This window comes from Bradyrhizobium sp. ORS 375 (assembly GCF_000239775.1).
Lineage (GTDB): Bacteria > Pseudomonadota > Alphaproteobacteria > Rhizobiales > Xanthobacteraceae > Bradyrhizobium.
The window spans coordinates 1-18,810 of record NZ_CAFI01000032.1 but is presented as its reverse complement, the minus strand read 5'-3'; the positions used below and the strand labels follow the sequence as shown (position 1 = coordinate 18,810).

The window sequence follows — 18,810 nt, the reverse complement described above, 5'->3', positions numbered from 1 at the left end:
ATATAACGCTACGCTGCCGTGCTCGGAAGCAAGATCATTTCCGGCCAGGAGACTGGCCGCTGGAGCGTGGCCGCATGGGAAGAGAGACTGGCGTCAAATGCCTCTTTGAGGCGCTCGACCACCGCCTCAGCCCCATAAGTGGCAGGAACGGCGCCGCGAGGACCCTTGGTGATAAGCGCGTTCATCAAGTGCAATAGTTCCCAATCTCGCAAGACTTCGATCGTCCCCTCTTTCTCAGTCACGCCGAAAATCAACCTGTGAACGAGCGAGCCTCTGCCGGTGACTTCGTCCTCAACAGCAAGGATCAGCACCGGACTGCCAAGACCCTCGACGGAAGCGACTCGCGCTGAAATGTCGTGCGCATCGTCCAGCGCAACGTCGAACAGAGGATGGCCGATCCCTAGAACCCGGGAGGCGGCATTGGCGCCACGGAGGCTCCGATCGAAAACTAGTCCCTCGTACTTGTCCCGGAGCGCGTAGCTGCGCGCTTTCCAATCATCGGGGGTCCTGATCTCCAGACCTTCACTCCGCCGGAAAATCCGGCGCCCATGCCTGCCGACAGTTTGAGTGAAGAACCGCTCTAGATCGGGAAGGTCGACCTTCGGCAGATCTTTTCCGACTTGCTGAAAGTCAAATCTCGACACGGAGCCCAGAAGCTCGCGTACCGTTTCAATCACATCGCGCCCGCCGAGGGTGGAAGTCGCACGATCAAACCAGGCTCCTAATCGCTCGCCGGAGAGCCCCTCGCTCCCGGAGAACAGCTCGTTGAAGAGCGAGTTGCCGGCCATGCCTATGACCAACTGAGAGATATCCTCCTGTTCCTCCATCACCGAGGAGAGAGCAGCTTGAATGCGCTTCAGCTTCGCATTGAGCAAATCCCAGATGCGTGCTTCGACGGTCTGGGGGTTTCGCAAAATGTAGACCGAGACAGGCCGCGTCTGGCCATAGCGGGATAGTCGCCCGACCCTCTGGTGAAGTCGCATCGGGTTCCAAGGCATATCCGCGTGGACCAGCATAGCGCAGCGCTGTTGAAGGTCGATTCCTTCGCCGCCAGCTTCGGTAGACACAAGAAACCGCACTTTTCCTGCATTGAAGGCTTCTGCAGCGTGCTCGCGAGGCTGGCTGATCGTCTTTGCCGAGCCCGCAATTTGCTCAAGGCCATCCAGCCGTTCATCCCCGTTGATGAACGCAGCCGAACCAAACCCAAACCGGCGATGCAGCGCGTTGATGATAAGGGCTTGGGTTGCTTTGTATTCCGTGAAGAGCAGGATCAGTTCGTCCGGGCCAAACTCCTCGCCGATCATCTGGAGCAGGCGCTCGATCTTGGTCTCTCGGATTATGGTGTCGGCAAGAGCGATCAGCTCGTCGAGACGCCGTATTTCATCCTCCATTAGCAGGACGGAAGCCGAACCGGGAAGCGCCTCTTCGGCTTCCGCCAATTCGTCAAAGGCCGTCTGCTCGTCATCAAGGAGCGGGGCAGCCTCATTCGAACCGCCAACGACGTTCGCAAGCATTGTTCGACGTTTACGGAGCGCATTGCGGATTGCCGCGATCGAACTGGCAGCCAGCTTCTGTAAAGCTATCAGCACGAGCATCCGTGCTGTCTGCGCACGTCCGTCAAGGGTTGCGGCATAGGCTCGACCGTCGATTACGAACTCGCTTAACGTTCGATAGAACTGCGTCTCATCGTCGCTATATTGGTATTCCCGGCTGAAGACGTTAACCGGCTTGAAGAGCTTTTGCCCCTGGAGATCGGTGACAGTCGCCTTGTTGTTCCGAATCATGACTTTGGATAGCTGAGAGAGCTGTTCCAATGGGGTACGCTCCGGGTCGAAGAGGTCCGGCCGCACGAGGTGCATCAGGCCGAAGAAGCCGTAGTCCTTCCCACGATGTGGAGTTCCGGTAAAAAACAGCAGAGAGTTGATTTTGCCCCGCTCCTGAAGGTCGGAGACGAGACTGTATGCCAGCGTCTCTCCGGTGCGTTCATCCACGCTGAGGTGGTGAGCCTCATCCACGATGACCAAATCCCAGGGATCGGCGTTGAGAAGTCTTTGCCGTGCGCCGCGACGATCATCTCTCAGCGTGTGGAAGGACGCGGCCACCAACGAAGCGGTAGCCCAAAAATCGCCGCGCGCGGTGTCCGCCTCCGCGACATAACGTTGGAGCCGGATATCGAACATATCCTTGAGGCGGAATTGCCACTGAGGCACGAGCTTCGCTGGCGCAAGGATCAGCACTCGGCGCACACGCCCGGACGCAATCAGTGGCATAAGGACAAGGCCACATTCGATCGTCTTGCCCAACCCCACATCGTCAGCGACAAGCCAGCGAAAGGGCCATTCCTGCGTTACCTTGCGGCAAACCCATAGCTGGTGAGGGAGCAACTGCACGCGCGAACGAGAAAACACACCCCATTGGTCATTAACCGATCGGATGGCGAGTGCCTGTGCACGGATCACCGCGTCTATGGAATCTGGATCAGTGCCCTTGCGGAGAGCCGTGTAGAGCGACGGTATCTCGGCAATCTCGCTTGCCAGAACCTGCTCAACCGTCCCTCCGAAACGAACGACGACGGTAGCACCCATATCCGCCACGACGCGCCCGTTGCCGTGACGAGGATGGTGAACGGGAATACCCCCAGCCAATGGTCGTACGTCCCTCATTCGCCACTCCCCCCTATCTCACCCTCGTTCTCCTGTTCATCGTCATCGTCCATGAGGTCTGCCGGAACGCCGCCAACCTCGGCGAAGCACGCTTCCAAAGCACTCCGGTGCCTGCGCCGCGTAATCAATTGAAGTGGGAGATCGAAATCGCCATCAAATCGACGGTCGTCTCCCAGATGTTTCGTTACGAAATCACAGATCTTCCGACTTGCCTCCTTGTCCGCCGACTCAGCGACATCGGCGCCTAATTCATTCAACAGGATACGGACGCGCTGGGACGGAGACCAAACATAGGGAAGCATCAGTTCCTCGTCGCGCAGCTCATAGGCGCCGTGGCGCAGCAGCTCACGGATCATCCAGTTCATGCCAATTCCGAAAGAACGGTTCATAGGTGCGGCGTCGATGGAAAGACGCATCGCTGGCGGCCAGTAGCTCGGCTGCAAGGCGCCATTGAGAGAAATGGCACCATACTCCTCGATGATTCTCGGTAGCTTGATCGTAATCTCCCGATATTCGTTTAGCCAACGGGCCACGGAGTACAGATCAACGAATATGCGGCGCCACCTCAGATATTGCTGATCGAAACGGTCGGGCGCGCTCCATCGTTCGAGCCGTTTAACCCATGACTGCACCTCATCGGGAGGCCGTGACTCAGACAGTTCTTGCCACCAGCCTTCTCTGAAGCCGACGTCGATAAAGCTCTTGTGTTGCTCATCCTGCGCGCGACCGAACGACTGGAAACAGGCCAACGCGAACATGGTGAACCATGCCGTGCGGTCCGGTGACTCGCGAAGCTGCGAAGGTGAGAAGGACTCTGGGTAGGTTCTCTCGGCGTAGGAGGCGCGGAGATCTGCGCTCTCGGCACGCCACCAAGCACGAATTGCTGCGAGAACCGTCGCAGGCTCAGGCGGCGGAGGCTGAACAGGCATTTGCGGCAAGAAGGCGTCACGGCCCTGGAGCGCATACAGGAGATCATCCTTTTCGTCCTCGGTCCAGTCAGAGAGCAGCGGACTGATCCGCAACTGTGACGAAGGCCAAGGCAGCCATCCGGGGCGATGGCGGCGAATTTCCTCACCCAATTCCCGGCCTTGACGACCGTCAATGATGTATCGTAGTGCCGCTGTCTGACGGCCTTGGTCCTCAGCAGGGATTTCCGCTGCCCAGCCCCCGAGATCACGCGCTTGAGGGCCGAAGCCGGATTGCTCGCGAGCGACCCGGAAAAACTCCAGTGCCGCGCCAGTATATTGCTTGTCGAGCAGATGCTTTGCGGACGCAAACGCGCATAGCCTCCGCTCCTCGGGGTCATCGGCCGCATCGGGACTCGGAAGCTGAGCTATCCGCCATGTCCCATCCTGCGCGAGGAACAAGGTTTGCCTGGCAATTTCCAGAATTTCATAAAGTTCGCTATCGAGTGGTGCTTCCCGAATAGATTGAGGTGTAAGGGCTAGACCAAGAGCCTTGGCCAAATCTGGACTGACACGGTTTTCTTCGCCGATCTGCTGACGAAGAAGGCTTGCGAGACGCAATTGTTGGGCATTCCGAAAGCCGAGCTTTCTCAATTGACCAGCTATCTCGGATGCGACTGTCCGGTCTCGTAGCTCCGCGAGGGCAGGCCAATTTTGGACTTTGGCGAGCACCGGAGCGTTCGACAACGCGCCATCGACGAAACAGGCCGCGTCTGACGCCTTTATCAACGCAGCGAATGGAGGCGGCAGGCGGGTCGGTACGACTTGCCGCAGACCTACGAGGTGGCCGTATCCATAACCATCGGCGTGCAGGTGTCGAGCCAGATCGTCGTCGAAATCCGGCGCGAGAACATCGAACAGGTGGGACCAGAAGGTGCTCCACGCCTCTGTTCTGGAAGCGTCGGAAGCATCCAGGTCAAGGCTCACCGCAAACCGGCGCCAGTCAGCGTCCGCGACATCGTGTAGTTTCAGAAGGCGGTCTCCTAATATCCGCCCGAGCGTTCGGAACTTCTCCATCTGGTCAACAATGGAGCCGGCCAATCCTGTGCGTCCTGGATCGACAGCGAAGGGACCGTTGAGTAGCCAGCCAGAGCGGGACGGCACCTCAAGCGGAGCCAGGTTCCAGAGTCGACTCAGATCGTCGGGAAATCTATCCGGTCCTGCAGCGCCGATATGCAGCAAAAGAGCAAAACCGGACGACAGATCGAGGCGCAGGGCACGCTCGCGGAGCCCGGCTGACATGGAAACGACGCTAACCTGGCTCTCGTCGAGGAGCGGCAAAAAGGAGCAGTCGACGCTCATAGGAACGTCGTCATCGATTTCGACGCGGCGGATGGTACGCGCGAAAGCAGGCAGCCAAGTCACGGCGGATTTGAACGCCGCTATCGCTTCAGCGCCCTTTTCAGTCGTCTCCGCTGAAAATGGAACCTCGATAACTGTCGCCTTTCGCCCGCTGGGGGCTTTTCGTCCCTCTGCTATGCCGATGCCTTCCGGCCAAGGTTTCGGCAAAAAGCCACCTGTCGTGCGCAATGCGATGAAGCCGCTGGCGATACAGACAGCATCCGACAGCACATGGACGCTCTTGAAGCCCAAGCCGAATTTGCCGGTGAGATCGTCCCCGGGGCGTTTCTCGGAGAAATTCATCAGCAGCATATTGAGCAGGTCACGGTCGTGACCGACGCGTCGCCCCTCCTCAGGGTCATACCCCAGGTGATTGATCGGGCGGCCCCAATGGATGGCACGAAACCCACCGGGGTCGCCCGGCAGTGGCTCTAGACGGAAATGGGCGTTCAATGCAGGTTCGCCATGTTGCCGATAGGCATCGTCGGCGTTTTGGAACAGCTCGAATAGAACTCGGCTGGCCGAATATCCAAGATCCCCGATCTTGGCTCGAACCGCAGACAGAAGCTCAGTCGCTAGCTTGCTGTCGGATATTTTTCGCCATAGGTCCCATTTAAGCTCTTCCATCTTTTGCGCCGGCGCAGAAAGGTGAAGGAGACGGCTCTCTTCGGCCTGATATGCGCGTAGCGCCTTCTGTGTGCGGTAGTCAGTGGGGAGCTTCAGCTCAGCAAGAATTGTCGGGAGTCGGTCTCGAAGCAGGCGTTCCGTTTCCTCGATCGTCGATTGATCGACCTCAACCGCTCTGTCGATTAACTCCCGCAACGCTACACGCTGTCGTTCCATGTTGAGCCACAGGCAGTCCGCCGCGACTGTCTCGACAAAACGCCGAAAGATGTCGCTGGCCTCTTTCTGACCGTATCCACTCGGATCGAGTTGCCTGACTGGCAGCGTGATCAATGACCGCACTTTCCCATCGGCGGCCCGGATGCCCTCATGGCTCTTGTGCAGATTTCCGATGAGGATTCCCTGGCCAGGGTCACCCAACAGCGCGTCGAACACATTTCCCGACAGCGCGACGGCCTGCACGTGCTCGCCGGCAACCAGTTCGATCACGAAACGACGTTGATCGACCTCATCAGCCAACGAGTTCGGATAGAGGATTTCTCTCTGAAATTGATTGTCGAGTTCGGCCCAAAGGGTATCGACCTCGGCGGTCGCGTCGATCGCCCATTCGTTAGCAAGGTGCCGGATAGGCTCGCTGCGGCCGATCAGGCCGAGATACACGATTATCAAATTGGACGGTACTCGCCCCCGCCATGCGGCGAGGAGCGACCGATGCTGGTCTGCCCACTGGGTTTCCAATGCAGCCAGATCGACATTCCTGATCTCCCCCCGGTGACGATCGATTGGAGATAAGCCTTGAACTTCATATCCGGCGGAATGCCTCTCCGCAGGTGACCCCTCACGCTTTCCAAGCGCGGATGCGTAGTCTCGCGTCAACACATAATTCGAATCCAGCCCGTCGCCGCCCTGGACGACCTCCAGGCCACTGCGCCAATTTCCAGCCACGGTAGGAACCAGCGTTCCGGCGAACACTTGACGGCGAGATTCTTCCGGCCAACGGGCGACGACGTTGAACCCGTATCGATAGGCCTTGCGGGCCGCCTCGCCCTTGCGCCCGTTTTCCTTCGCCAGCGCCGCGAGGTGGTCGAGGTGGGTTGCAGCCAAATCGGCGGCGGAGGAATGAATCTCCGCGAAAGCGGAGACAACCTTCATCGCGTCTGCGCCGTCAGCATCCGAGGCCAGAACCGCAGCTAGCAGACGCCAACCCGGTAGCCCAACATCGCCGCTGTCTTTCGCCAATGTCGCAAAATCGTCCATTGGAAGCTCGTCGGCCGCTCCAAGGCGTCCGATTATGCCCGCATCTTCCACCATCAGCGCCAAGGCTTTGAACGAAGCGCGCCTGTCCGGCAAAACCCATTCTTTGAGATTAACGAAGCCGCGATGTTCGCGCACATCGATGGCCAGCCTTGCAGCAGGTAAGAACGGGGGTACCTCTCCAGCCGTCAAAAGAAGCGCCCGTGTCGCTTCATCGACGGCTGGCGGAAGGGCGAGCACATCCAGCGGCTTGACCGGATATCCATCGGCAAAAAGCCACGACTTAGCGTGCAGTTCTTCCAATAAGCGTCCATCGGGTGAGGATTGCAACTCCGCAAGAGCGGCGAGTATCTCACCACGAAAGCGGGATGGATCCTCGCAGCTTAGCGCGACCTCAATCTGGCTTTGCGGCGACCATGCTTTGATAAGCTGTCTTTGCTGTTCCCGCGCCTTTTGGCTTTGGCATGGCCGGACGACAGAGACGGCCGCCCGCAACGCGTCAGGCACAGGCCATTCCTTCGTTTCACGAAAGACGCCCTTTCCATCCCCAACTGTTCCGTCCATCCTTTCGTGGATGGGCAACCGGATCAACAAGCCATCGGACAGCCCTGCCTCAAGCACCGCTTCTCGCTGTGAAGCATCGGCGCTAAGTTGCTCAATGGCGGCGATGTTCTTCTCGAACAAAGCCTCCAGATTGGTCGCGTCGAGTACCTCTATGCGAAGATGATTTCGCTGCGTCCTGGAAAGCCCGTCTGCAATTGTAGTCGGGACCAGAAACTCGTTCTGGCCTCGGGAAACAAGAGCTGTGGCAATGCGCTCTATCCTTTTTTGGTTCGGGTCGAGCGTCCAAAGCTTCGATGCTGCGTATCCTGCTTCGTGGATACCGACGCAGAGGCGCCGGGCAGCCGCGGGATCGTCTCCATTGTCGATTCCAATCTCATCCAGTAGCCGTTGGCGGGCGTTTGCCGGCCCAAAGCTCATAGCCTTGTTGATAAGCGAGAAAGCAGACTCCTTGCCCGCTGACTGAAGCTCAAGCTTTGCTTCATCTCGAAGGAGGGGCATCGCGCCGCTATCCACGATCAGAGGGGACACATCTGGCAATGCCTCCACGAGTAACGGCAGCCATGCGTTCGCCTGGGGCGAGCTTGAGAACAGGAGTCCCGCTCTGGAGCGTTCAACAAGCGTTTGCAGCGACAGCACAATCGGGGCGCGAATACGGACATCTCGCACCCGCAGAACCTTGATGGATGCGAAATCGCGATCACGCGCCAGTTCGGAGATATTCCGCTCGGCTTGGGCGAGCAGCGCCAACGCGGAGGTAGCCGCTTGATCCGCCTGATTGCCTTCAATCAGCGGCTCAAGTGCGGCGAGAAACGTCTTTAGGTCTTCGTCGAACAGTCGGGGAGGGCGTCGGCCATCGTCGAGCCATTCGCCACGAACTGGAAGGATCTTCGCCGGGGTAGATGCCAGCGCACGCAGGACTTGCCGGCTCTCGACGGATGGTGGAAGCGGGAACAACGCGCCATGTGGAACGTGGGCAAGAGCCGATTTAACGAGTTCAGACGGAGCAAGCGCCTGAATTTCCGTCATCGCAGCGCGCAGAGCCGAGACCATGTGCGGCCCGATCGCGGAATGCTCGGCGTGGCCAAGCGCCGCCATTTCCAGAAAATCGACAAGAAGTCGCGCGAGCTCGCGCGATTGAAACGCACGCGACGAAATTCCGGAGAACATTGCGTCGAGGTCTGCTTGAGTCCAAATTACTGGTCGCGCGCTCAGCGCGGCGCCCACATCGACAATGAGATGCGCAGCGCTCGCCTCGGCCCACGCGTTGATAGATCCGAACAATTCCTCAATCCGTTGAGGGGCGTCCGCTACCGAGGCCGGCAGCGGACGCAAGGCGTTTCCCGACGGAATGACACGCCAAACGGTGGCTGGCCCTTCGAGCACACGCACCAATGCGTGCTCTCGGCAAATAGCTTCACGGTTGCGCCCAAACCAGTTGTCACGAGCGAGTGCCGATACGAGCTGCGTGAGCTCGGCTGATGTCAACATCGCCGAACCAAGGGCGTCTCTCAGCAGAGTCGGCAGGAGCGGGAGCAGCACGGAATCACGAAGCTCCGCATTCCACGCGCGGCGCAGCGCCGCAGCATCAGCAGGTATGCCTGTTTCGATGGCAGCGTCCAGGCCTTCGATCTGGCGTCGGCCACTGTCGAGGAAGAAGTAGCCGTGCAACAGCAATCGGAATTGGCCGAGCGCGCTGCCGTCGAGCGAGATGACTATGTCGGACACATCGGATATCGGCAGGAACACAGCCCAGGAAATGCGTAGTTGCGCAGATGTGGTGCGCTCAAATTCTCTTTGAGGAATGCGCAACAGCGTCGCTGCCCCGTGCGGCTCTCCCTTTTCCGGAACGGGTTGGGGGCTGAGAACGGTGATCGCGCGCGGCCAATGCGGCGTGCATTTCAGCTCTGCGAGACGCCCATCTAAAACCATCGCCTCACGCCCGACGAATAGCGTTGTCGACCTGTCCGCGGTGTTTCGAATTGCGCCACCAAAGGAGCGAACGCTGTCGTTCAAACGATCCGGTCCCAGGAGACGGCCTCGCGTGTCGTCAAGCTCAAGCCCGCAGCGAAGCTTGCTGCTCTCCCGAATCTCGATTGATTTCAGACGGCGAAGCGCCGTCAGAAGGGCACGCAATTCGTCGGGTCGGATGAGTTCTTCGAGCGTCTGTTCTATCGACGGAATGTCGCTGGAGAATCCAACTCCTGGGGCTGGACGAATACCTTCTCGACGCAATGGTAACCACAGGACAAGGTGGCGATCCGGAAAATCGGAAGCGATCTGGCCCTTCAAGAAGGCGATGTCGGCGGAATCAAGCGTGCCATCAGGCGGCTCCCACTGCGCACTGATATTGCCCTCGATCTTAACCCGGAGGAACGGGTTTACAACAGTACTGAAGGTTTCGCCGTTTTCCCTATGTGCATAGACAATGAACGCGTCACAAAGGTGAAACACGGCTTTTTGGCCAAAACCAAATTTGCCAGCCGCGGTGCTGTCGGAGGCCTTACCGCTTGCGCCAAATGAGAGAATGCCGCGCTCGTCTTCCTTGCGAAAGATGCCATCGTTGATCACCAAAAGCCCAGGCCCACGAAGCAGTGGATTCATGGCCGCCCTCCAGCCTGGCAGCGCGTCAAGCCTGAAACGTCGGGCTTCTTTAGCGTCGTCGGCGTTCTGCAATAGTTCCTTCAGGATCGAAAAACCAGATTCATAGCGATCTCGCAGATTGCTCTTGATCTGATCCAGCTTTGATATCGGATCGTCGATATAGTCAGGCATTGGCTGGGGGCTCTTTCTGCGTTTGCGCCTGCGCCCGGACTGACACTCGATCGCCTAATTCCAGAGCGACGAACGCACAGCCCTGGCGGTCGAACAGCGTGTGCGCCTTGCCAACGTCGTCAAGCGGATACCCGAAGCGCACGCTTCGACAGTCCGATAGCGGCGAGTTCGCGTCAGTCAGACGTTGGTCTATCTTGAAGCGCGCAAGCGCTTCATTGGTTACCTTGTCCAGATTGCACGGAAAGTCATCTATCTTCTCCCGCCGAGGCGACCACAACCATGCCGCACCCGAGCTTTTCGATCAACGCCGGCTCTGAACGCGCAGTGTCAATCATCAGCCCGACGCCATTCAACAGCGAGACCAAGAGACGCCGAGGTGGTCGGCATCTTCCTCAATGAAGACGCCATCGCTCGCCTGGTCGGCGCCATCCTGCTCGAACCAAACAGCGAACGGAACGTCAAGCGCGACCGCTACATAACGTTAGAAACCATCGCACCTTCTTGCGCGACGATTCCACCGCCGGCCTGCCCACCGTGGCAGGCTGATCAGCTCGGCCCGCACCGGAATTAGCAGTGGCCCGCAATACCAGCTACACCATCCACTCGGCGGAACGCGATCCGTCAATCAGGCGCCGCATCTCGAACATACAGCTCCCCATCTTGCAATATCAGAGTCAACCAAGGTGACTGGGGATCGCGGTACTTAGTGACAAGAAGGTGGCGACGCTCGACTGACGGGTCTTTCCATAACGTCGCTTCGGCGTGCGAGTTGTTGAACAAGACCATTGCTCCTCCTTGAGCCGCAACGAGCATGCGGGCGATAGAGGCGGGTTCCGGATGCGAATTAGTACCGTTCGCGCTCACGATCCAGCACTTCGACTTGATACGACCAGCCAGTTCGTGGCTGAAATTTCCACCCGATCCATGGTGAGGAAATTTGCAGACATCTACCTCGACCGGAGAAGGTACTCCTTCCAGTAGCAGCTCCGCAGGACAATCGGCGGTCATCAGGATTCGGTGGTCTCCATGCCGCATGAGCAAGACAATACTTGATGCGTTCACCACACTGGTGTCCCGACAATAAGGCGCGTTCGCCAGTTCGGCGACGTCGAACTCACCCTGGCCCATCTCGACGACCTGCTTGACCGTCCGATTTTTCATTCGGCGGAGCTCTCTTTCCCAATGCTTGCCGAGCCTAAGAAGCTGTTTCTGGCTTGGTGAGAGGATATCGAGCGAGAGGCTGGATACCGGGCTCACGCTGGCACCTCTCTGTACCGCCCCTTCGTCGAACCAGCCGTTCCACGACCATCCCTTTGCTCGAATGGCAAGGCAGAAGCGGAAAGCCTCGGCGACCGACATTTCCGTCACGTCTGTGGTGCTGCCGTAAAGATGCTGAGGTCCGTTGAACCAGACCTCCTTCACAAGCGGCGATAGGAAAGCACTTTCGGCGACGCCGATGGCGCCGGCAAGATGATCGGAATCGATGTGAGTGACGACGAAGAGGTCGATCGACCTTTCCGTAGGCTCCAAAGTCTTGAAGTAAGCTTCGATGGCCTGCTCGGTCCCGCGTCGCCCCGCGTCGATGAGGATGTTGAACGGTTCCTCACCGATGCAGCGGATAAGGATGCAATCCCCGTCCTGGGCGTCGAAGGCCACGACTTCGGTCACGGACTCTACTGTCGCGCCCTCACTCGGCAACCGCTTCATCCTCACTTGGCCGTCGACGTGCCTGCAGCGTTGATACCTTGATATTGCGTCGCGCTGCGACTGAGCGCGGCGAATCCTGGCCTTTGAGCGCGTTGAACGTGGCGCGCACCATGTTGTAAGGATTTGACGACCCGAGGGACTTGGCTACGATATCCTGGATGCCGAGCGTCTCGAAGACAGCGCGCATAGGGCCGCCGGCGATGATGCCGGTGCCCGCTGGGGCTGCACGCAGATAGACGCGACCAGCACCATGCCTCCCGAAGATGTCGTGATGCAGTGTACGGCCCTCGCGGAGGGCGACTTTGGTCAGATTGCGCTTCGCAGATTCGGTGGCCTTTTTAATCGCCTCCGGCACCTCTCGCGCCTTACCGTGGCCGAACCCTACACGACCCTTCTGATCGCCGATCACGACAAGAGCTGCGAAGCCGAACCGCTTCCCTCCCTTCACCACTTTTGCGACGCGATTGATGTGTACGAGTTTGTCGACGAATTCAGAGTCGCGCTCGTCTCGTTCCTTACGGGGAAGGCGGTGGGGGGAAGGGGACGCGGGCGCCCGAACCCTGTGCTCCGCGGGCGCTTCAATCTCTTCAACGGCGGTCGATTGGCTCACCGCAGGAAGAGGAAGGCGAGTTTCGATATGGTCGAGGATCAGATCAGGCTTTTTTTTTGAGCCGTTTGCCCGATGGCCCTCTCGTCTGGAGTGTAGGGAGAAGTCCCTCGGGTGACGCTGGTATCCCCCCTGCCGAAGGTAGCCCGGATCCGCGCGATCATCTGGTTGATCGCTTCGTCCGCTGGGGGCTTTCTGAACTTCAGCACTTCGGCCAATGCTTCAATGTAGCGGTCCAGCAACTCCATAGTGCAGCCGTATCGCGGCGGATTCTCGTTGGCGGCGGAGATCGCGTCGGCCGCTAAGCCGGTGGCGTCGCCGATCTTGAGCGAGGGGTACATGAGAGCGAGCAGCGCCATGCAGATTCCCGCGTCCGAAACCTCCTTCGAGATCGACTTCAGCCCGGAAAAGACGGATTGCAGGTGACCGTCCGCGAGCCGCGGAAACAGCAGGACCGAGTGAGCGGCCGCGACATATCGGTCGACGGACCATTTCTTGTCGCATTCGAGTTGCGTGATGATCTTGCAAGCCGTCTGCTCGGCCGCGTCATGCATGAGCGCTCTGCGGAACCCCCAGAAGGCGGCGGGAAGGTCGTAGTTGGTGAGAATTCGTGGACAAAGGAAAAGTCCATCCTTGTCCTGTTGCAGATCGACGTAAAGGGACAGAGCGTAGTCGATCCGAGCAAAAATACGGGGCCCTTTCGGATTGGAGAGCTCCAGATGGGCGTGCCTGATGTTTTCGGGCAAATGGAATCTGAACATCCTGCCAAGCAACTGACCGCTGCCATCGTCCACCGGCTTGTCGTCGAACCAGAGTCTCCACCAAACATTCCGGTTCGGTTCCTCTGGAAAAGTATTGGTCCAATCGGCTTCATTGCCGAGAACGGCGCTGCATGCCTCGTAGAATTTCAGCTCGTCGACTGAGATGGTGCCGTGGCCCGAAGCTCCGTTCGGGGCGGCGACAAGAGCGTCGGATTTGCTATCGATCCAGGGCGGTGCGTCTTCGCCCATCTCCACGATGCACTTGTGCATCTTTCCATCCGCGCCCACAGTTTCCAGAAAGAGAGGTGGTGGGGGAACTTCGAGAAGCTCGGGCATCTCCTTGTTCATGGAACCGGCACCTCTTGATGGGCTCGGACGATCGACTTCTTGAATGATTTGCCGCGGACGAGGAATTCATAATCGCCGCGCTCGACGTGAAACTCATAGCCCTTCGGGCCTTTGTCGCCGGCCGTGGTCGGGCCGTTGGGAAGAAGCTTCACCGAACAGGCAGAACCTGCGTTGGCGCCGATCACATCCAGAACCGTGGCGGGCTTCGGAGTTCTGAGAAGCGGATCGTGCACGCCGCCGGAGCAGACCTCTGCCCTGTTGTTCCAGTGCTGCCGAAACGATCGTCCCAGATGCATAGCCCAGCGCCGAAAGAGCGCACCCGCGCCCTCGGCGATCTTTGCCGCCGTGACTTCGTGCGATGGATATCCCTTGATGAACAATTCGGCTCCGGTCCCTGAGAGGCATTCGAGGAAGGCCCTCGTCCCCAGCGGTCCTCCCCGAAATTTGGCCTTTGCCAACCGGTCGTTCAAGTGGATCTTATTGTCCCAGAGACTCTTTTGAGTGACCATGGCGCTGAAGATCACGGTCGCGTTGTCGATCACGGGACCGCTGTTCATGTGGAATGCGGAATTAAACCTATAGTTCGTGTCGCCTCCCGTTCTGCAGCTGTCGATGAAGCAGAACATAGGACGGCCGACCGTCAGCGCGTTGATGTCGTTGATTGTGGCGCTCCAATGGATACCCTCGGCCGGAGCATCATATTTCGGCCCCTGCGTGAACAAGATTTGAACGGGGCCATCCTGCATTCTGGTGGCACCGTGACCTATCCAGTGCAGGATGCCGGCTCCGCGTTCCTTGACGATGCGATCGGTCCAGGCCTTGAAGGCCGCGGCGATGTTCTCGAACGTCGGATCCTGCGCGTATTGTACAGTCTGCCCGTCGTAGTAACTGATCGAGCGCCCCGGCTCCGACGCCAGCACTTCCACGGAGCTGACGAACATCCCCTGCGTGAAGTCATGTGGCTTGTCGAGCCAGAACGGAATAATGTCGTCGCAGAATGCCTGGACGTTCTGAAAGGGATGACCGGCGTGCTTGCCGACCACGACCACGAGGACGTGGATTGGGCAGGCGCCGGATCGAGCGCGAGAGATTTTCATCAAAGCGAGACTGGAAATGTGAGGAGAGGAACGGAATGTCTTCGATAGCGACCAGAAGGATCGCTGCGTCTTTGTTCGTCACATCGGAGGCGGCTGTCCCTTGGGAAGCCCGCTCGACCATGCCTCTGGTCTCCCGCTTTCCGAATCATTCCACGGCAACCCTACATTGCGCCGCATCAAGGCCGTAATGGAGAATTCGATGCGATGATGAATCAGTTGCCGTTGGCGACACTTTGCTGTGGATAACTGCATTCCCAATATACCGTCCCCGCGGGGCGTCAAAGGTCGAAGCCATCCCAACCGGGAATTGGCGAAAAATCAACCATAAATTGATTTGGCCGGGGGATGCCTGGGCTGTCGCCGCTCGTTTTCAAGTCGGCTCCGCTGTTAACGTCCGCCCGGGCGTTTGGCGTCAACCGCGACTGCGGGAAGAGGTAGACCTATTCGCCGAGCGTGACACGGACGACAGCCGCATCACCAACATCGCCGCGATTACACCGCCGCACAGCATCCGCGAGCGAGATTGTCGCCTTGGAGCCGGGTCGGTAGACCGAGCAGTCGGCCGAAGCTTGAGCGCAAGACGGGCGGCGAAAGCTTCACCCGTCTCGACCGACTGCTGATCGCCGAGCGGAAGGCGAGCAATGAGTTTGCCGACCTGCGGCCCGACCCAAGCATGGGCGGGCGCAGCCCCACCCAATACACCACCCACGGGAAGCAGATCACCGAGCGCATCGTCGGCCACTCGACGGCCTTACGAGGATGTCTTAATTGAGTCGGACCGGGGCCCATCCGTCAAAGCTAGCGCACGCGCCACCGCTTCGCGGCCTTCTTCTTAGAGCAGCTGCTCTTGCGGCCCGGCGCGGTTCCCATGCTGATAAGGGCGGAGGACCGCCTGCTCCAGCTCGAGCGGCTGGAAGCCGTTCTCGCCAGTATTATCGACTGCCTCCAGCAGCACCCAGCGCCGATCTGAGCACTTGGCCGAACTGTAGAATGCATTACCGAGACCGAACAGCGCCACAACAGGCACTCCGACGCTATTATAGCGCGACGATTAGGATGAGAACTGGGCGCCAATCTGGATGAGAAGATTGGGGCCGGGTCCCGTGATCATTGTCGCCGGCTCCCGGCTTGGCAAGGGCTGATTGACGCTGGGCGACAATCAGCGGTGTCGCGGCGTCAATCAGCCGAGCTTTCGACCTCCTTTGGCGTTGCGTGAACCGGCGGTCTGCCGGCGCCGCGCTTGCGGCCGAGGGCTGCCTTGCGGCGGTAGCTCTCGACGTTCATCTCGATGATCGTGGCGTGGTGCACGAGGCGGTCGACGGCCGCAAGCGTCATGGCCTGATCGGGGAAGATGCGGCCCCACTCGCCGAACGGCTGATTAGCCGTGATGAGCAGGGAGCGACGCTCGTAGCGGGTGGCGATCAGTTCGAACAGCACGCTGGTCTCGGCCTGATCCTTCGACACGTACGTGATGTCGTCGAGGATCAGGAGGTCGTAGCGGTCGAGCTTGGCGATGGCGGCTTCCAGCGCTAGTTCACGCCGCGCCGTCTGCAGCCGCTGCACAAGATCGGTCGTTCGGGTGAACAGCACGCGCCAGCCGTTCTCGACGAGGGCCAGGCCAATGGCCGCGCTGAGATGGCTCTTGCCGCCGCCGGGTGGGCCGAACAGCAGCAGATTGGCGCCAGTCTCGAGCCAGACATCGCCTGCGGCGAGCGCCATCACCTGCGCCTTGGACAGCATCGGCACGCTGTCGAAGTCGAAGCTTGAGAGCGTCTTGCCGGCAGGCAGGCGTGCTTCGACCATGTGCCGTTCGATCCTACGGCGGCCACGATCGGCGACCTCGTGCTCGGCAAGTGCTGCGAGGAAGCGCGCGGCGGGCCAGCCCTCCTTGTCCGATTGCGCGGCGAGCTTTGGCCAGATCGCCTTGACGCTCGGCAGGCGCAACTCGGTGAGCAGCAGTTCGACGCGCGCGGCATCGACGGGTGTCGTCGTGCTGGTCATGCTGCATCTCCCGTGTTCGAGGTCATCGGCGCAAAGCCCAAGGCAAGCCAGTTCGTCGTAGACGGCGAGCGGAGCAAGCTCGACGGCGATGTCGGGGACTGATGCCTGCTCGGGGCGGAAGCGGAGGCGGAGCGCGACGAGATCCGGCAGCCGTCCCGCATCGAGGTCGGCGGATATGGCTTCGGCAAGCTGCGCTTCACAGGCCAGCTCGTGAGCGAGAGCAAGTAGTTCGACCACCACCTTGCAGGCATGACGATCGTCATATCTGTCCCGCAGTGTCTCGAACGCGCGTCGATAGGCCGAGCGCGGGAACAGCTGATCGCGATAGACGAGATTGGCAAGCGCCATCGGCTTACGCCGCAGGGCGTGGATGACGTGACGATAATCGACGACATGGCCACCCCGGCTCTCCGATACGGGGCGGCCACGGCGCAGTATCGCAACCATCGTAGTGCCGAGGACGCATTCGAGGTGATCGTCGAAGATACGAACGCGCAGACGATGGCCGATCAGCTTCGACGGCACCGTGTAGAACACGCGGCGCAGGATGAAGCCGCCCGACGAGGTCACGCGGATCACCTTCTCCTCGAAGTCGTTCGTGCGCTTCTTCGGCAGCGGCGCCAGCATCTCCTTCTCGATCGTGATCCGCTTCACGCAATGGGCATTGCGTCGGCCGACGACCAGGTCGACGAAGGCACGATAGGCATCGAGGTCGGCGAAGTCGCGCGTTCCCCGCAGCAGCAATGCGTCTTCCAGCGCCTGCTTGAGATGGCCATGCGCTCTCGATCGAACCGTTCTCATGCGCGATGCCGGCATTGTTGCGGGTCGCCGTCATGCCGTAATGCTTCATCAACGCGTCGTAGCGTTGCGTCAGGTCCTCGCGCGCATCAGCCGCCAGGTTGCGGAACGCCGCCGACAGGCTGTCGCTGCGATGCTCCCTCGGCACGCCTCCGAGCGCGCACAGTGCGTTCTGCAGGCCCTCGGCCAATGCGACGAAGCTCTCCCCGCCGAGCACGACATGGGCATGCGCGAAGCCGGAGAACGCCAGCCGGAAGTGATAGAGCCGGTGGTCGAGCGCCACGCCCGCGATGGTGATGCCGAGCGGCGCTTGCCGTCGAAAACCCGGCTTTGGCCGCTGCGGCCTCGGCCGATAACGTCAGTCGATAACTCATGTATAGCCTCATCTGGTGGTCGGTGATGTGGAGGCCAGGCAAGCCGTCGATCCCCTCTTGTCGAGACAAATCAACAGCTTGCGCTAACCCCACCCGGCCGCCAGATGGCCTGAAGGGACGCGCCGCCGGCGGGAGCGGTCCTCCGGTTTGGGCTACGCCCTCCCTTCGTCCCGCTCCCGCCGGCGCTCTCTCATCCTGATTGTCGCCGCGCAGCATAGAATCCCGCGTCGCGGATCTCGACGCTTCCGGCCTGAAGGAGCGCCTCGCTGGCGTCAAGGCAATCCGGGAAACAAGCCAGCGCTGACGTCGAACGCGCTAGGCTGCGCTCAACGATGCCGACAACTGGGCAATCAGCCCCGATCTGGTTCGAACCTGCGCCCGCACCGCCCGCCGGCACATCCGACTGGACATCAGCGGCTTCCGCCGCAACCACCTCCGCGCGCTGGCCGGCGCGTCGAGGTCACAAACAAGGCGGTACACATCGTGGGGCGAAATCTGAACCTTTACGATCCCTATTCGGCACCGCGGACGGGAAAGATAACGCAGACGGCCGATCAAGGACACGAAGTCGACCGGTGGCCGGAAGGAGTACACGATGAGCCGACACTGCTCGGAGCCGATCTCTGATAACCGCCGCCGTTCGTGGGCGCTTATTTGACGGATATTCGACGACTTTTTCTGCAGTCGGCTAAGTTATTGATTTTATTGGCGCTCCCTAGGGGAATCGAACCCCTGTTTCAGCCTTGAGAGGGCCGCGTCCTAACCGCTAGACGAAGGGAGCGTGAGGTGAACCGCATAGCCTTGAACGCGCCGCGCCGCAAGACGGGAGATGCAAATTTCATTGCCGGCGTTGCGGAACGGTTGTCGGCGCCGGCGTCACGGCGCCTGGAGCTGGGCCATCAGCGCGGCGCCCGCGGCGGGATCCATCCGATAG

8 protein-coding genes, 1 tRNA gene and 2 pseudogenes are annotated in these 18,810 nt (G+C 59.9%); 1 reads left to right on the top strand and 10 read right to left on the bottom strand.

Annotated elements, in window-relative coordinates; translation table 11 throughout:
* Positions 1 to 8 precede the first annotated feature (8 nt).
* Positions 9 to 2,663, bottom strand: coding sequence for a DEAD/DEAH box helicase (locus BRAO375_RS02935; RefSeq protein WP_064742404.1), 2,655 nt, complete (start codon positions 2,661 to 2,663; stop codon positions 9 to 11).
* A complete protein-coding gene (locus tag BRAO375_RS02930) occupies positions 2,660 to 10,183 on the bottom strand; it encodes a sacsin N-terminal ATP-binding-like domain-containing protein (protein WP_009025958.1) in 7,524 nt (2,507 codons plus the stop codon). Before BRAO375_RS02930 ends, BRAO375_RS02935 begins: the two co-directional genes overlap by 4 nt.
* A 364-nt stretch (positions 10,184 to 10,547) precedes the next feature.
* Between BRAO375_RS02930 and BRAO375_RS37155 the strand changes: the two are divergent.
* A pseudogene (locus tag BRAO375_RS37155) lies at positions 10,548 to 10,754 on the top strand (hypothetical protein); the annotation flags it as partial.
* Between the two features lie 50 nt (positions 10,755 to 10,804).
* Here BRAO375_RS37155 and BRAO375_RS02920 read toward each other — a convergent pair.
* From BRAO375_RS02920 to BRAO375_RS02890, 8 genes and pseudogenes are all read right to left on the bottom strand, one after another.
* Positions 10,805 to 11,851 (bottom strand): ComEC/Rec2 family competence protein, encoded by a 1,047-nt coding sequence (locus BRAO375_RS02920; protein ID WP_139031287.1) that lies wholly within the window; start codon positions 11,849 to 11,851, stop codon positions 10,805 to 10,807.
* Between the two features lie 19 nt (positions 11,852 to 11,870).
* Positions 11,871 to 12,500 (bottom strand): 30S ribosomal protein S5, encoded by a 630-nt coding sequence (gene rpsE, locus BRAO375_RS02915; RefSeq protein ID WP_283806051.1) that lies wholly within the window; start codon positions 12,498 to 12,500, stop codon positions 11,871 to 11,873.
* Positions 12,501 to 12,538: 38 nt separating this feature from the next.
* The gene (locus BRAO375_RS02910; protein ID WP_009025954.1) at positions 12,539 to 13,606 is read right to left on the bottom strand and encodes a hypothetical protein; all 1,068 of its coding nucleotides are present in this window, start codon (positions 13,604 to 13,606) and stop codon (positions 12,539 to 12,541) included.
* Positions 13,603 to 14,703: a caspase family protein gene (locus BRAO375_RS02905; RefSeq protein ID WP_139031286.1), complete on the bottom strand. Its 1,101-nt coding sequence runs from the start codon at positions 14,701 to 14,703 to the stop codon at positions 13,603 to 13,605. The genes BRAO375_RS02910 and BRAO375_RS02905 overlap by 4 nt, the downstream gene beginning before the upstream one ends.
* Before the next feature lie 832 nt (positions 14,704 to 15,535).
* Positions 15,536 to 15,721: a hypothetical protein gene (locus tag BRAO375_RS02900; RefSeq protein WP_009025951.1), complete on the bottom strand. Its 186-nt coding sequence runs from the start codon at positions 15,719 to 15,721 to the stop codon at positions 15,536 to 15,538.
* Between the two features lie 158 nt (positions 15,722 to 15,879).
* Positions 15,880 to 16,704, bottom strand: a complete 825-nt coding sequence (gene istB / locus BRAO375_RS02895) for an IS21-like element helper ATPase IstB (protein ID WP_035638631.1) — start codon at positions 16,702 to 16,704, stop codon at positions 15,880 to 15,882.
* 54 nt (positions 16,705 to 16,758) lie between these two features.
* Positions 16,759 to 17,842, bottom strand: a pseudogene (locus BRAO375_RS35975) (IS21 family transposase); the annotation flags it as partial.
* A gap of 740 nt (positions 17,843 to 18,582) precedes the next feature.
* Positions 18,583 to 18,657: transfer RNA gene (locus BRAO375_RS02890), tRNA-Glu, on the bottom strand.
* Between the last annotated feature and the right edge of the window lie 153 nt (positions 18,658 to 18,810).

Coding starts and splice junctions, on each gene's coding strand:
- istB (WP_035638631.1), bottom strand. CDS start 16,704: ATGACCAGCACGACGACACCCGTCGATGCCGCGCGCGTCGAACTGCTG.
- BRAO375_RS02935 (WP_064742404.1), bottom strand. CDS start 2,663: ATGAGGGACGTACGACCATTGGCTGGGGGTATTCCCGTTCACCATCCT.
- BRAO375_RS02905 (WP_139031286.1), bottom strand. CDS start 14,703: ATGAAAATCTCTCGCGCTCGATCCGGCGCCTGCCCAATCCACGTCCTC.
- BRAO375_RS02910 (WP_009025954.1), bottom strand. CDS start 13,606: ATGAACAAGGAGATGCCCGAGCTTCTCGAAGTTCCCCCACCACCTCTC.
- BRAO375_RS02930 (WP_009025958.1), bottom strand. CDS start 10,183: ATGCCTGACTATATCGACGATCCGATATCAAAGCTGGATCAGATCAAG.